This is a genomic window from Huintestinicola sp. (assembly GCF_050874005.1).
GTDB lineage: Bacteria > Bacillota > Clostridia > Oscillospirales > Ruminococcaceae > Huintestinicola.
This window is the reverse complement of record NZ_JBNMJV010000019.1, coordinates 1-15,268: the sequence shown is the minus strand read 5'-3', so window position 1 is coordinate 15,268 and position 15,268 is coordinate 1. Positions and strand designations below refer to the sequence as shown.

Below are 15,268 nucleotides of genomic sequence, written 5' to 3'. Positions count from 1 at the left end.
AAAACCGCCCGAAACTCGGACGGTTTTAAATGTTAAATTGGTGCGCTGCAAGGGACTCGAACCCCTGACCTACTGGTTCGTAGCCAGTCACTCTATCCAGCTGAGCTAGCAACGCATCTTCAATCAACTATTATATTATATCACTTTGATTTGGATTTGTCAAGCTTTTTTTTCAAAAAAATTTCCTCGGTGCGAAAATGGCTTTGATGGAGCGGTCATACAGGAAAATAGAAAATTTGTTTGATTTGACTATTGACTTTTTGGAATAAATGTGCTATAATAAATTATCTGAAAATCATTATTGGGAGGTACTGTGGAATGAGCGGGACAGAGGACAAGTACAGCAGATTTAATGACGACGGTTACGGTATCCGTCCGATATGCACACAGAACGCAACAGAGCCACAGAAGGCTGTCGTGCTAAAAACTATGTCGGGAACTTTGGTATCATACGGTGAGAAAACCGAAACACTTTTTCAGCTGTTCGGTACTGATGAAAATGCGATAACTAAGAGTATTGCCTGGGCGCTGTCACGTTGTCCGGATTTTTGCAGACGTATTGTGGAGGCGGTTTTCGGAAGTATTGATATGTCTGACGAGTATGTTGTTTTTTATCAGAAGTATTCAAATGATAATGGCATTACGGATATCGAGATCACCGATAATGCGAATTATCATATTATTTTTGAAGCCAAGAAGGGCTGGAAACTGCCCTCATACAGTCAGCTTGAAAATTATACGGGTAGAAAAGAATTCAGGAGTGTATGTACAAGATATAAAAAAATAGTTTCAATGTCCGAATGCAGCATTGAGTATGCGGAAAATTATCTGCCCAAGGCGATAGACGGTATAGAAATTATGCATTTGTCTTGGAAAGACGTTTTTAACTGTGCCCGTAAAGCAAGAGAAAATTCAAACAATGCAGGCAGGAAAATCCTTGATGAGCTGTGCAGATATCTGGAGGGAGTTGTAGGAATGCAGAATTATTTATCAAATGAGGTTTATTGCGTTGCGCTGAGCGATGATTTTGTCAGCGAGGGCTGCTCTCTGAGATGGAGCGATATTGTTCTGAAATATAACAGATATACCTGTCCTCAGGGACGGGGCTGGCCTGTTGAACCGCCTAACTATATCGCTTTCAGATATAAAGGAAAACTTCTGTCTGTTCATCACATCGAAGGCTATGCTCTTACCCAAAATATTAAAGGCTATATTTCCGAATATCCCGATATTACGGAAGAATATCCTTGTTTTGTATTTGAACTGGGCGAGGCGGTGAAACCCTTTAAGGAGGTCAGAAGCGGTAAAAATATGCGGGCAATACGGGCGTGGGTAATGTTCGACCTGCTCCTGACCTGTGATACTGTTGAGGAGGCTGTGAGAAAATCAAAGGAACGTAAAAATCAGGCGGCTAACATTATCTTCTGATGAGTTACTTAAGGAACACTCGGAAATGAAGGATTTTTTGCAATATTATGCACGTATTTATACATAGAATATGAAAGTAAAAATATATAAATTGTTACTTGCTTTTTTGGAGGAAATGTATTATAATATTATGTGTAACCGTGCTTTTTTTTACGCATTGCCCGTCCAATGCAAATGGGGTATTATCGCACGGGTGTGCAGCAGACTCATTTTCGGAATGAAGCTTCTGTGAATTTGGTCTGCAAAATACCTATTAAGGATGGCGTTTGATTATGAGTAATGAAACTTCAAGGTTGGCTCCGCTCGAGCTGCCTATGCTTTTGCTGAGGGGACTTGTGGTATTCCCCAAGGTGATGATACATTTTGATGTGGCGAGGGACAAGTCCACCAAGGCACTTACTGCTGCCGCAAAGGGAAACAAGCTCATTTTCCTTACGGCTCAGAGCGATTATTCCGATGAGACCGAGCCTGACAAGATATACAAGGTGGGCGTGGTCGCTGAGGTAAAGCAGCTTCTCAAAACTCCCGGGGGAGTTACACGTGTTATGGCGGAGGGGCTTTACAGGGCAAAGCTTGTGAATATTATTTCCGATGAGCCTTTCTATACCGCTTCGGTGAAAAAATATCCCGAGAGAAACGCTAAGATAGACCCTATGGAAATGGAGGCTCTGGTTCGGGCGGTAAAGGACGAATTTAAGGCATACTGCGAAAATATGCCCCGTATGCCAAAGGACTACATAGATTCCATTATCGGAAGCGACGACCCCAAAAGCATTTTTGACAACATTGCCGTTAGTATGCCCCTGCCTGTGAACGAAAAGCAGCAGCTCCTTGAGGCTAATGGGCTTCACATAAAGCTGGGTATGCTCCTTGCTATGCTTTCCCGTGAGGCAGAGGTAATGGGCATTGAAAAGGATATCCAGGACAAGCTGAGACAGCAGGTAGACGAAAGTCAGAGAGAATATTATCTCAGGGAGCAGATGAAAGTTATTGCCCGTGAACTTGGGGAGGATGATTCCGTTCAGGACGAGGCTTTCGATTATCTTGACAGGATAAATGAGCTTTCGCTTCCCGAAGAAATTTCCGAAAAGCTTTCTAAAGAAGCTGACAGGCTTGCACGAACTTCGTCCTCGTCTCAGGAGGCATATGTTATCAGAAATTACCTTGACACCTGCCTTGAGCTGCCCTGGAACAAATTCACAAAGGATAAGATAGACCTTAAAAAGGTGAAGGCTCAGCTTGACAAGGATCACTACGGTATGGACAAGGTAAAGGAGAGAATTCTCGAGACCATTGCCGTTAAAAAGCTGGCTCCCGACGGCAGCGGTCAGATAATCTGCCTTTACGGTCCTCCGGGCGTGGGCAAGACCTCGGTGGCAAAGTCCATTGCAAAGTCTCTTGGCAGGAAATATGTGCGCATTTCCCTTGGCGGCGTAAGGGACGAGTCGGACATAAGAGGTCACAGGAAAACCTATGTTGGAGCTATGCCCGGAAGGATAATAGACGGTCTTATCAAGGCTGGAAGCAGCAATCCTCTCATTCTCCTTGACGAGATCGACAAGATCTCCGGCGACTACAAGGGCGACCCATCTTCCGCCCTTCTTGAGGTCCTTGACAGCGAACAGAACAGCACATTCAGAGACCATTACATTGAGCTGCCCTTTGACCTCAGCAAAGCGATGTTCATCACTACGGCAAACGATCTGAGCACTATTGACCCGCCTCTCAAGGACAGAATGGAAATTATCGAGCTTACAAGCTACACCCGTGAGGAAAAGTTCCACATTGTAAAGGAGCATCTTATTTCAAAGCAGCTCAAAAAGCACGGCTTGAAGGCTTCTCAGCTTAAAATTGCCGACAAGGCTGTATATATGCTCATCGACTTCTACACCCGTGAGGCAGGCGTGAGAGAGCTTGAGAGACAGATCGCATCGCTGTGCCGGAAGGCTGCAAAGGAACTTTGTGACGGTGAAAAGACAAAGGTATCCGTTACCACTTCAAATCTTGAGGATTATCTCGGTCACCGCAAGTACATCGAGGACGTTGTCTCCCATACAGACGAAGTGGGAATTGTGAACGGTCTTGCCTGGACTTCCGTAGGCGGCGTTATTATGCCCCTTGAAGTGCTTGTTATGGACGGAAAGGGTAATGTGGAGGCTACAGGTTCTCTGGGCGATGTTATGAAGGAAAGCTCAAAGATAGCTGTGAGCTATGTCCGCTCTGTAGCTGACAGATATGGTATTGACCGCAATTTCTACAAGGAAAAGGACATTCACATTCACGCTCCCGAGGGCGCAACTCCCAAGGACGGTCCTTCCGCAGGCGTTACTATGACAACGGCGCTTGTTTCCGCTCTTTCCGGAATCCCCGTAAGGGGAGATGTGGCTATGACGGGCGAGATAACACTTCGTGGCAGGGTGCTTCCCATCGGCGGTCTCAGGGAAAAAACTATGGCGGCTTACAAGGAAGGACTTAAAGCAGTTATTATCCCCGCAGGCAACAAGGGCGACCTTGACGAGGTGGACAAGGCGGTAAAGGACAATATGGAATTTATCTTCGCTGAGAGGATAACCGATGTTCTTGACGCCGCTCTTACGAAAAAGCCCGATACTTCCCGAAACGAGGAGGCACGCTCCGCTGCGGTGCTGACTGCACGTGAGGAGGACAGGAGAGTTCCCGTTCATTCAAGGAAGCGGAGCTGATATCCCTCTTAAAAGGAGTGCATTATGAACTTTAACAAAGCAGAATTTTTCAGGTCTTACGGCGAATATTCCCAGCTCCCGCCCTCGGACAGGGTGGAGATAGCCTTTGCAGGGCGTTCCAATGTGGGAAAATCTTCTCTTATAAACAAGGTTTTCAACAGGAAGAATTTAGCGAGAGTGTCCGCCGTTCCCGGAAAAACAGCGACTATAAATTTTTACAGCTTAGAAAATATCTTCCTCGTTGACCTCCCCGGCTACGGCTATGCAAAGGTGGCAAAATCAGACAAGGTGCGCTGGTCGGGGCTTATCGAGGGGTATTTGCACGACGACAGACAGCTCAGCCTCATTTTTCAGCTCATTGATATGCGCCACCCGCCCACAAAGGACGATCTGCAGATGATAGATTTTCTTATTGAGAGCGAAATTCCCTTTGCTATAGTATTTACAAAGGCGGACAAGCTTTCAAAGCGTGAGCGTGAGGAGCGTATGGCAGGATTTGCCGCGGAGATCCCATATTTTGAGGATATCGAAAAGGTGGAATTTTCTGCTCAGACGGGCGAGGGCGCTGAGAAGATAAGACAGATAATCGAGGAACTTGCCGACGATATAGATATTGACGCAGAAAAGTGAAAGGATATGAGAATATGTTAGTATCAAAGAATTTAGCGGTAAATGAGCAGGGGCATCTTACTGCGGGGGGAGTTGACATCGTAGAGCTTGCAAAGCAGTACGGCACTCCTCTTTACGTTATGGACGAGGGACTTATCAGAGAGCATTGCCGCAGCTTCAAGGAGTCTATGGACAGGTATTACGGCGGAGAGGGACTTGTGTGCTATGCAAGCAAGGCATTCTGCTGCAAGGCTATGTGCAGGATAATGCTTGAAGAGGGACTGGGTCTTGACGTGGTTTCCGAGGGTGAGCTTTATACGGCTCTGAGCGTTGGTTTTCCTCCCGAAAAGCTTTGCTTCCACGGAAACAACAAGACCGACAGCGAGCTTTCCTTTGCTCTTGAAAAGGGCGTGGGCAGGATAATTGTGGATAATATTTACGAGCTTGAGCGTCTTAACCGCCTTGCGGAGCAGACAGGCAGGAGCGCAAATATTATGTACAGGATCAAGCCCGGAATTGACGCTCACACCCATAATTTCATTATGACCGGTCAGATAGACAGCAAATTCGGATTTGCTCTTGAAACGGGCGAGGCATATGAAGCTGTTAAGAAGGCTATCGAGTGCAGTCATATCAACCTTGTGGGACTTCATTGCCATATCGGAAGTCAGATATTTGACATTGATCCCTTTGTAAGAGCGGCGGAAGTTATGCTCACATTCATCGCAAAGATAAAGGACGAGCTTGGCTTTGAGGTAAAGGAGCTTAATCTTGGCGGCGGCTTCGGCATCAAGTACACCGAGGAGGACGCTCCCGTGGCTTATGATAAGTATATGGAGAAGGTTTCCGAAAAGGTAAAGGAGGTCTGCGCCGAGAAGAATATTAAGCTTCCCTTTATCCTTATCGAGCCGGGACGCTCCATTGCTGCTCCTGCGGGAATTACCCTTTACACCGTTGGCGGAAGAAAGGAGATCCCAAATATCCGTACTTATGTGTCAATTGACGGCGGTATGTGCGATAATCCCAGATATGCGCTGTATCAGTCAAAGTATGATGTTGAGGTGGCTAACAAGGCAAACCTTCCCAAGAGCGAGACTGTTACCGTTGCAGGAAAGTGCTGCGAAACGGGCGATCTTATCGGCGAGGGTATGCCCATTCAGCCTGTGGAGCCGGGAGATATTCTTGCGGTGCTTGCTACAGGCGCATACAATTACTCAATGTCCTCCAATTACAACCGTATCCCTAAGCCTGCTGTGGTTATGCTCAGAGACGGAAAGAGCAGGGTAGTTGTTAAAAGAGAGACCCTTGAAGATATCGTAAGAAACGATCTGGACTGATATTTATCAGCTTAAATCCTGAGCCATACATACGTTACCGAGCTACAAAACAAGAAATCTTTTTCTATCTTTCTAAGCGTGGTGGGTTCAGCGACACGCTGACGCCGTAATGTGCGAAATGTACATTACGGCGTTTTTTCTTTGTGCAAGATGATGTTTTGATGTAAATTACATTAAAATTTGCCTTTTCCCCTTGATTTTTTTGTGATTTGTGTTATAATTTTATATGATGAAAATGATAATTTGTACAGCTCTCTTTCGGAGAGCTTTTTAAGGGGGTACTATTGTGAGTATTATTATGGATCTGTTTATGAAAAGTCAGACTACCAGCAAAACTGTCACCGACAAGGATTTCTGGGAGATCATTGACAGCATAGATCACGAATACGGCGGCGACAGCGAGGCTGTGGTATCATCTATCGTCCGTCATCTCAAGCATTGCGAGGACAGCTATATTTTCTCCTTTGACGACAAGCTCTGCGAGCTTATTTATTCTCTTGACGGAAAAAAATGGGCGCAGGATATCTTCGGAGACGAGGAATTTTCCGAGGATAAATTCCTGAGTGCAAGATGCCTTGCCGTAGCTTCGGGTATGGAAACATATACCAAAGTACTGGGCCACCGTGAGAAGATAAATATGGACAATATACATTTTGACGACGGAAAATGGTACGGTTCTACCGACGGTCTTGTAACCGCTGCGGCGGAGGCGTGGTCTGCAAAGCACCTTATGAGTGCTTCAAAATATCCTCATAAGCCGCCTTTTTCCATCAAGTCCCACAGCAATGAAGAAATGTGGAAATAACATTCAGAGCGTTTTCCGTGAAGCTGCGGAAAACGCTTTTTTATTCCCTATAGGCTGATAGGATATGCTGTTACTTAATCAAAAATTAACGGGTATTTCAGCAATATTACAACTTTGACAGAGGGTAAATGTGGTATAATGAATATGGCAAAAGATATGACTTCGTTTGAGACTAAAATGTACTGACAGAAAAATCTTTTTCGGCGAGGTTATAATGTTTAATAAGCTTTTTGATCAGTCCATAGATATAAAAAAGAGAATGTTTGCGGTCCTTGCCGCAGCAGGTCTTGTTTCAAATAACCTTGGTTTTGCGGTGAATATTGCGGTTTACGGAGTAAATGCAATTACCGCTGCCTGCGGACTTTGCACTTTAATTATCGGTGCGGCAGGCTTTTTCGGGCTGAAAACCGGGAAGGTAAGGCTGCCGCTGGGTATAATTCTCGGCCTTATCATTGCTTTTGAGTTCCCTATGCTGTTTCTGGCTTACGGTGCGTCGACCTTTCCCTATATGCTGCTGGGGCTTTTTACCATTATCGCTTTCTGCGATGAAAAAAGGAGAGGTGTGCTGTTTTCGGCAGCTATGGTTTATGACGGGGTAATTATTGGTTTGCGATATGCTTTATGCGATAATATCCCCCGATATGACTCTTCGGCATATTTCGGCACGGGACTGAGTGCATTTCTCATATCAGCGGCGGCAATGTTTTACTGTCTGAGCATTATCATAAGGCAGTATGAGGAGAAAAACAAGGAGCTGAAAAAGCTTGCAGACGAGCTTGGAGAGATAAACAAGCTTGACGCTCAGACGGGAATATATAACCGTTCCTATCTGACCGAATACTTAAATGAGCTTGTCAGGGGCGAGAAAAAATTCTGCGCCGCCCTTATTGACCTTGATAATTTCAGCAGCATAAACGAAAAATACGGTCTGCCCTTCGGCGATATGGTCATAACAGAGTTTGCAGGGATAATAAACAACGCTGCAGGCAGCTCGGGCATTGCGGCACGCTATGGCGGTCAGAAATTTATGATAGTGTGTCTTGGAGATGTTATGAGAACCGAGGATATGCTTGAAAATGTCAGCAAGGAATACGCCGCATTTTCCGTCAGCGAAAAGCAGGAGGAATTTACTTTCAGCGCAGGAATTGAGGAATATTCTCACGGTGTGGAAATATCCCGTATATTCCGAAACGCCGAGGAAAAGCTGGCAAGGGCAAAGGTCAAGGGAAAAAATCGGGTGGTTTCAAAATAAAACAGCAAAAGCTGCTTTTGACGTGGTGTCAGAAGCAGCTTTTTTGTATCGTGAAACTTATTCACCGAGGAGCTTTTCGATTGCCGTCCTCTCCTCATTGGAAAAATCTATCTTCTCGATGCACTTCACATTCTCCTCTATCTGCTCAGGGCGGCTTGCTCCGATAAGCACCGTTGCCACAGCCTTGTTTGACAGCACCCAGGAAAGAGCCATCTGAGAAAGCTTCTGACCTCTCTTTGCGGCAATATCGTTAAGACCGTTCAGACGGGATATCATCTTTTCGTCAAGCTGTTCTCCTATCCAGGTGTCTCCCTTGCCCACTCTCGAATCGGAAGGAACGCCCTTTAAATATCTGTCGGTGAGAAAGCCCTGATAAAGAGGGGAGAACACCGCAAGGCCTATGCCCTTTTCCTCTGCAAATTTATCAAGTCCGTCACTTTCCACCCATCTGTTCAGCATAGAATAGGAAGGCTGATTTACAATAAATGGAGTGTGAAGCTCCTTGAAAATTTTCATTATTTCCTCGGTCTGAGCCTTGTTGTAATTAGAAATGCCCACATAAAGAGCCTTGCCCTGCCTTACCGCATTGTCAAGAGCGAGAGCGGTCTCTTCAAGGGGAGTGTTCGGGTCAAATACGTGATGATAGAAAATATCCACATAATCGAGCTTCATACGTTTAAGGCTCTGATCCAAGGAAGCGGTGAGGTATTTGCGGGAACCGTTTCTGTCGCCGTAGGGACCATCCCACATTTCATAGCCTGCTTTTGTGGAAATGCACATCTCGTCACGGTAGCCCTTCATACCCTCAAGAATCCTGCCGAAATTCTCCTCGGCGCTGCCGTTATATGGATTTCCGTAGTTATTTGCAAGGTCGAAATGGGTAATGCCCAGGTCGAAAGCGGTGTGCACCATTTTCTCCATATTTTCAAAGCATCCCGTGCTGCCGAAATTCTTCCAGAAGCCGAGAGAGACTGCTGAAAGCTTGAGACCGCTTTTTCCGCAGCGGTTGTATATCATCTTGTCATATCTTTTATCGCTTGCAATGTACATATTGAAAAACTCCTTTTCAGTTTACCGTCGAATGACTGTAAATATAAAATTCTTCCTGGCTTGTGCGGTATTCCTTTGTTTTTTCGGGGAAAAGGCTGTCGAATTTTTCCGCCTCCGAGCTGTCAAAATGAAAAGCGCTGCTTTCGGAAAAAAATCATCTTCCGTCCGTCAAGAACGCCTTCTTTCAGCTCCTTAACAAGCATAGCTGTGGGGAAAATATCCCCCTCCGGGCAGATGTTAAATTTTCTGCAGCTTTTAAATCCTCTGGTAATATAATTCGCAGGAGACCCGAAAATAATAACATCATATCCCATATTACGGGCAATTTCAAAGGAGCGCTCAAGCAAAGCCCTGCCCACGCCCATTCTCTGATATCCGGGAAGAACAGCTAAAGGACCAAAAGTAAGTATCTCCTTTTCCTTTCCCGTTTCGTACGTAAGATGAGATCTTGTGTACATAACATTCCCGATAATTCTCCCGTCCTGCTCTGCCACAAGGTCAAGCTCGGGGATAAAATCCTTGTGACTTCTAAGGATATGAGCCAGATAATGCTCATCGCAGCCGGGAACGTTTAAATTCCAGAAAGCCTATCTGATAAGCGTTTCAACTTCTCTGCGGTCGCTTTCCGTTTCATTTCTTATAATAAGTCTGTCCACTTGAATTTCTCCTTTTTTTAAGGAACAAAAGTACCTGCGAAAAAGTCCGTATCAACATATTCTGAAGTTTCGGAAGTTGTTTCGGAGGAAGTCTCCTGAGAAGTTTCCGTTTCCGAAACGGCTTCCGAAACGGTCTCGGAAACTGTTTCGGAGGACAGTGTTTCAGCCGTCTGTTCGGTAACGCTCTCACTTTCTGAAACGGGCGGCTCTGTCACCGCCTGAGTCGTTATCTCCTCACCGCCCTCGGGGATAAGCACAATAGCCTGAGAATGCATCTGCTTGAAACGAACCTCAAATCTGTCAATATTGTAGTCAATGATACCCTTCATCGGGTCGTTGAGCGTCACAGTAGAATTAGCGATATTAAAGCCTGCCAGAACGAAGCAGTGCTCGTTCAAATACCAGTCAAGCTGTTCGCCCGTAGCATTGTCATACCAGGTCTCGTAATATTCAGGCTCTATCATACCGTCAGTCGCCCAGCAAAGCACGGGAGTTCCTGCAATAAGATATTCATACAGAGTATCGGGGTGACAGCCCGAGATGTTTTTGACCGTATAGCCGCCGCCGTGAGAAGATATGTAAGAGTTTGCCGCCTTTTCAATGGCAGGGGAGAAGCAGCCGTATCCTCTTGAAAACGGGTCGCCGATGAAATAATCGTAAAAGCTGTCCTTGTAAAGCTTGCCGTCAACGGTGCGGGGATTGCCCCAGGTGGTGGGAAGATAATTTCTTGCCATATCCGTTTTCTCTGCGTCAAAGCCGTAGTAATTCAGAAGTATGGTAAGAGCGGTTATCTCGCAGCCTACAGGCAGTTCCGGGTTTTGCAGGATATTTGTCATATCAATATAAACGCTGTTGCTGTCGTAATCCTTCCGCTGTCTGCTGGTGATGACCGTCCTGGAGGTAGTGACTTCGGTTTCCTCCGCATCGGTCTCGGCTTCGGGAATATCCGAATATTCGGGATCGTCGGGAGATGGAGATGTGGCGGCAGTTTCCGTCTCAAAAAATTCCTCAGGAGGCAGTTCCTGCTCAATATCGTGACCGTAGCTTCGGGAAACGGTTTCCTCGGGAATGACGTCTGTCTCCGCCTGACTGACAGGCAGGGTGTTGTCGGCGTCTATGACTTCAATGTCACTTTCTTTATGCACAAGCAGAAATATGCTCACAGCGATAACAGCAGCGAAAAAAACTGTTACGCCGATACGTGATATTTTTTGTTTTGCAGATTTCTTGTTCATTTTACAATGCTTCCTTTTCAGGGTACTTTTGTTTTATTATACCATATTTACTTTGATTTGTAAACAACAATTTTTATTATTATCAAAAAATGTTATGAGTTAAATATGTTTATACTTTTCTCCCGAAATATAAAAAATATCATATTGACAAAACTGGGATAAAACGTTATAATCAAAGTAATGTAAACGTTATGCAGAATAATGCCGATGTTTAATAAATTCGGCTGACGCATAATAATGAAAGGCGGTATGAAAATGGATCATATCAAATCCTCTCCCGAAATTTCCGAAATTCTTTTCTGCAATGGCTGGGAATTTTCCAAAAATCCTCTGGGAACAGAATATTCAGATATTCTTAACTGGCAGAAAGTGGATATTCCCCACGACTGGCTGATATACGATACCAAGAATCTCTATGAGACATCTACCGGCTGGTACAGAAAGACCTTCACTTATAATGTTAAAGAGGGCATACATACGGCTCTCCGTTTCGAGGGCGTTTATATGGACAGCCGTGTCTACGTAAACGGCGAGCTTGCAGGGGAGTGGAAATACGGTTATTCCACCTTTGAATTTGACATAACCGACCTTCTCAAAGAGGGCGAAAACCTCATAACAGTCCGTGTCGATCACCAAAGCCCCAATTCAAGATGGTATTCCGGCGCAGGAATTTACCGCAAGGTGTGGCTGAAAACCTATCCCGACTGCCACATTCTCAGCGACGGAGTTTACATAAGCGCCGACACAGAGGGAAATGTCACAGTTACCGCCGAGACCGCACGTCCAAAGGGAACGGCAGTCGCAGGACTTCAGATAAGAGAAACGATATTTGACGGCGATCAGGTTGTCTGCACAAGCACATATCCCTGCAATGCCGCTGACGATATGGCATTTCCCGAGCCTGTCCGCATAAAGGGTGCAAGCCTCGGCTCAAATACCGTAACAATGCATATACCCGACCCCGTCCTCTGGGACATAGACGCACCTCATCTTTATTCTCTCACAACAGAGCTTATAAAGGACGGCGAGGTCGTTCATACCGTTTATAACAAGTTCGGACTCCGCAAGGCAGAGTTCACCTGCGATAATGGCTTTTTCCTCAACGGCAGACACGTAAAGCTTCACGGCTGCTGCGAGCATCACGACTTAGGAGCACTTGGAGCCGCCGTAAATCGTTCCGCTATAAGAAGAAAGCTTGTAAAGCTTCGTGAAATGGGCATAAATGCTATCCGCACAAGCCACAATATGCCTGCTGTGGAGCTTATGGAGCTTTGCGACGAAATGGGCTTCCTTGTGCTTGCCGAGGGCTTCGATATGTGGGAGAGAAGCAAGACGGATTATGACTATGCCCGTTTCTTCCCCGAATGGATCGAAAAGGACGTGGCTTCATGGGTAAGACGTGACAGAAACCACCCCTGCCTTATCGGCTGGAGCCTGGGAAATGAGATATACGACACCCACGCCGACGATCACGGACAGGAGATAGCTTCAAAGCTTATGTATCTTGTCCGCCTCCACGACCCAAGGGCAAACGGCTATGTGACCATCGGCTCCAACTATATGCAGTGGGACGGCGCACAGCGCTGTGCGGATATAGTAAAGCTTGCAGGCTATAATTATGCGGAGCGTCTTTATGACGAGCATCACAAGGCTCACCCCGACTGGATGATATACGGCTCCGAGACCTCTTCCGTAGTACAGAGCCGTGGAATTTATCATTTTCCTCTCTCCGAGCAGATACTCTGCGAGGACGACGAGCAATGCTCCTCTCTGGGAAATTCCACACCCGGCTGGGCGGCAAAGAAAACCGAAGCCTGCATTATCCCCGACCGAGACGCCGAGTTCTGCGCAGGACAGTTTATCTGGACAGGCTTTGACTACATAGGCGAACCCACTCCCTACAGCACCAAAAACAGCTATTTCGGACAGTACGATACCGCAGGCTATGCAAAAGACAGCGCATATATTTTCAGAGCCGAGTGGACAGACTATAAAAAATCTCCTTTCGTTCATATCTTCCCCTACTGGGATTTCAGCGAGGGACAGCTTATAGATGTCCGTGTCACCTCAAACGCTCCCAAGGTCGCTCTCTTCCTTAACGGTGAAAAGGTGGGCGAAAAGGATATCGACCATCTTCACGGCACCGAGCTTACCCTTGATACCACCCTTGAATACGTAAAGGGCGAGCTTCTTGCCATTGCTTATGACGAGCTTGGCAACGAGATAGCAAGGGACATTCAGCGTTCCTTCGGAGATACCGCAGAGCTTCGTCTTACTGCCGAAAATGATAACGTAAAAGCAGGCGGCGAGGAGCTTATCTTCCTTGATATCGCAGCCTTTGACGCCGACGGCAATTTTGTTGCCAATGCCAATAACAGAGCATTCGTGACCGTAGAGGGCGCAGGACGTCTTGTGGGACTTGACAACGGCGACTCCACCGATTATGAGCAGTATAAAGGCACATCACGCCGCCTTTTTTCTGGCAGACTTCTTGCGATCATTGCCCCGAAGGAGGAGTCGGGAGAAATAACCGTCACCGTAAGATCTCCCTCACTTCCCGACAGCCGCATAACGCTCACAACCGTTTCGGCAGATGTAAGAGACGGCACATCTTCTATTTCCGAAAATACCCCTCGTGAATTTGACTGCACTGCAGGGGAGAATGACATTCCCGTCAGAAAGATAGAGCTTGAGAGCGACAGCCGCACCTTCACACCCGACAGGCAGGAGATAACCTTCAGAACTGTGGTATATCCCGCAAATTCGACCTATGCAGGGGATATCGAGTACAAAGTGACCACCGCTCTCGGAATACCCTCCAACATTGCTGAGATAGTTTCTTCCGAAAAGGGCAGCGTCACCGTAAAATGCATAGGCGACGGAGAATTTTACATCAGAGCACTCTGCAAAAACGGCACTGAAAAATACCATATCCTCAACCAGTTCAGACTTACAGGCGAGGGATTGGGAGCAGCCTTTTTCGACCCCTATGAGTATGTCACCGCAGGACTTTACTCCGTATCGGGCGGCAGCGTTGCCAACGGAATTGAGAGGGGAGCGGCGTTTGCCTCCGAAAATAGCTGGTTCGGTTTTGAGAATGTGGACTTTGGAAAGCTGGGCAGCGACACGATAACCATTTCTTTCTTTGCAAACTGCACCACACCCGTAAATATCCGTTTCTATGACGGCAGACCCGATGAAGGCGGCGAGCTTATCGGCGATTTCTCCTACTGGAAGCCTCCCATCTGGCTCACATATCAGAACGAGACCTTCAAGCTCACAAAGAAGCTCACAGGCGTACACACTCTCGTTATGGAGTCCGATGATAAATACGATGTAGGCGGATTTGTATTTGAAAAGCCCGTAAAGGAATTTGCGGAGATAAACGCAGTAGACCACGATGAGATATACGGCGATAAATTCACCGTTGAGCCTGATGCAGTAACCGGTATCGGCAACAACGTAATGCTGAATTTCGGCGAGTTTGACTTTACGGAAAGAACACCTGCAAGAGTGGTAATAACAGGAAAGTCCGCACTTCCCGTCAACAGTATCCACGTTATCGTTACAGGAGCTACCGAAAAGAGAGTTCTTGCGGAATTCAAGGGCGCTGACGAATACACCCCCGAGAGCTTTGAACTTTCGGGAATAAGCGGAAAATGCAAGGTGTCCTTTGCCTTCCTCCCGGGCAGCGACTTTGATTTCAGATCATTCAGATTTGAGGCATAAGTTATGGATTTTCTAACCGAAGAAATGCTCAAATTTATCCCCGCCGTGATGTGCATAATAGTGCTGCTTATCGGCGGCGGAATATACCTGCTGGTCAGGTGGATAAAAAAGAAATGAATGTGCGATAAATATATTATAGCACACACGTTCCTAAATGTCAAGAGCTTTTGAAAATTTTGTTCGATATGCCCATAAAAAATTTTCTCCCTGCCGCAGACAGGGAGAAACAAACATTAACAAGCCCCGGGAAACTTTCTTCCCGGGGCTTCAGTCTGTCGAAAAAGAAACGACAATTATATAATATGCACAAACCCATACAGAAATTGCTTTGTCAAAAACGTTCCACCGGAACGTTTTTGAGGGTAAGGGTGTTTGAGCGCTCTACAAGGGGAGGCGGTCGTGTACGCCTCCCCTCGAAATGCTGTCGCATTTCTCACCCCTTGCTCCGTTTTTGAAGGATAAAGG

10 protein-coding genes and 1 tRNA gene are annotated in these 15,268 nt (G+C 46.3%); 7 read left to right on the top strand and 4 right to left on the bottom strand.

Going from position 1 to position 15,268, the window contains the following annotated elements; all coding sequences use genetic code 11:
- Positions 1-38 precede the first annotated feature (38 nt).
- Positions 39-115 (bottom strand) — tRNA-Arg (locus ACR0QN_RS07910).
- Between the two features lie 203 nt (positions 116-318).
- Here ACR0QN_RS07910 and ACR0QN_RS07905 point away from each other — a divergent pair.
- The 6 genes from ACR0QN_RS07905 (at position 319) to ACR0QN_RS07880 (ending at position 8,133) form a co-directional block, all read left to right on the top strand.
- Positions 319-1,428 carry a hypothetical protein gene (locus tag ACR0QN_RS07905; protein WP_432650661.1) on the top strand — a complete coding sequence of 370 codons (1,110 nt, stop codon included), beginning with the start codon at positions 319-321 and terminating at the stop codon, positions 1,426-1,428.
- A gap of 272 nt (positions 1,429-1,700) precedes the next feature.
- Positions 1,701-4,130 (top strand): endopeptidase La, encoded by a 2,430-nt coding sequence (lon, locus tag ACR0QN_RS07900; protein ID WP_432650660.1) that lies wholly within the window; start codon positions 1,701-1,703, stop codon positions 4,128-4,130.
- Between the two features lie 24 nt (positions 4,131-4,154).
- The gene (gene yihA, locus ACR0QN_RS07895) at positions 4,155-4,760 is read left to right on the top strand and encodes a ribosome biogenesis GTP-binding protein YihA/YsxC (protein ID WP_432650659.1); all 606 of its coding nucleotides are present in this window, start codon (positions 4,155-4,157) and stop codon (positions 4,758-4,760) included.
- Positions 4,761-4,774: 14 nt separating this feature from the next.
- Positions 4,775-6,076 (top strand): diaminopimelate decarboxylase, encoded by a 1,302-nt coding sequence (gene lysA / locus ACR0QN_RS07890; RefSeq protein WP_432650658.1) that lies wholly within the window; start codon positions 4,775-4,777, stop codon positions 6,074-6,076.
- Between the two features lie 286 nt (positions 6,077-6,362).
- Positions 6,363-6,881 carry a DUF4240 domain-containing protein gene (locus ACR0QN_RS07885; RefSeq protein WP_432650657.1) on the top strand — a complete coding sequence of 173 codons (519 nt, stop codon included), beginning with the start codon at positions 6,363-6,365 and terminating at the stop codon, positions 6,879-6,881.
- 214 nt (positions 6,882-7,095) lie between these two features.
- The gene (locus ACR0QN_RS07880; RefSeq protein WP_432650656.1) at positions 7,096-8,133 is read left to right on the top strand and encodes a GGDEF domain-containing protein; all 1,038 of its coding nucleotides are present in this window, start codon (positions 7,096-7,098) and stop codon (positions 8,131-8,133) included.
- Positions 8,134-8,190: 57 nt separating this feature from the next.
- On the opposite strand, the gene ACR0QN_RS07875 is transcribed toward ACR0QN_RS07880, so the two are convergent.
- The 3 genes from ACR0QN_RS07875 to ACR0QN_RS07865 form a co-directional block, all read right to left on the bottom strand.
- Positions 8,191-9,183, bottom strand: a complete 993-nt coding sequence (locus ACR0QN_RS07875) for an aldo/keto reductase (RefSeq protein WP_432650655.1) — start codon at positions 9,181-9,183, stop codon at positions 8,191-8,193.
- A 122-nt stretch (positions 9,184-9,305) separates the two neighbouring features.
- On the bottom strand, positions 9,306-9,677 hold the full coding sequence (locus ACR0QN_RS07870) for a GNAT family N-acetyltransferase (protein WP_432650654.1): 372 nt from the start codon (positions 9,675-9,677) through the stop codon (positions 9,306-9,308).
- 179 nt (positions 9,678-9,856) lie between these two features.
- A complete protein-coding gene (locus ACR0QN_RS07865) occupies positions 9,857-11,074 on the bottom strand; it encodes a C39 family peptidase (protein ID WP_432650653.1) in 1,218 nt (405 codons plus the stop codon).
- Positions 11,075-11,329: 255 nt separating this feature from the next.
- On the opposite strand from ACR0QN_RS07865, the gene ACR0QN_RS07860 reads away from it, so the two are divergent.
- On the top strand, positions 11,330-14,803 hold the full coding sequence (locus ACR0QN_RS07860; RefSeq protein ID WP_432650652.1) for a glycoside hydrolase family 2 TIM barrel-domain containing protein: 3,474 nt from the start codon (positions 11,330-11,332) through the stop codon (positions 14,801-14,803).
- Positions 14,804-15,268: the final 465 nt, after the last annotated feature.

Coding starts and splice junctions, on each gene's coding strand:
- ACR0QN_RS07905 (WP_432650661.1), top strand. CDS start 319: ATGAGCGGGACAGAGGACAAGTACAGCAGATTTAATGACGACGGTTAC.
- lon (WP_432650660.1), top strand. CDS start 1,701: ATGAGTAATGAAACTTCAAGGTTGGCTCCGCTCGAGCTGCCTATGCTT.
- ACR0QN_RS07875 (WP_432650655.1), bottom strand. CDS start 9,183: ATGTACATTGCAAGCGATAAAAGATATGACAAGATGATATACAACCGC.
- lysA (WP_432650658.1), top strand. CDS start 4,775: ATGTTAGTATCAAAGAATTTAGCGGTAAATGAGCAGGGGCATCTTACT.
- ACR0QN_RS07860 (WP_432650652.1), top strand. CDS start 11,330: ATGGATCATATCAAATCCTCTCCCGAAATTTCCGAAATTCTTTTCTGC.
- yihA (WP_432650659.1), top strand. CDS start 4,155: ATGAACTTTAACAAAGCAGAATTTTTCAGGTCTTACGGCGAATATTCC.
- ACR0QN_RS07865 (WP_432650653.1), bottom strand. CDS start 11,074: ATGAACAAGAAATCTGCAAAACAAAAAATATCACGTATCGGCGTAACA.
- ACR0QN_RS07880 (WP_432650656.1), top strand. CDS start 7,096: ATGTTTAATAAGCTTTTTGATCAGTCCATAGATATAAAAAAGAGAATG.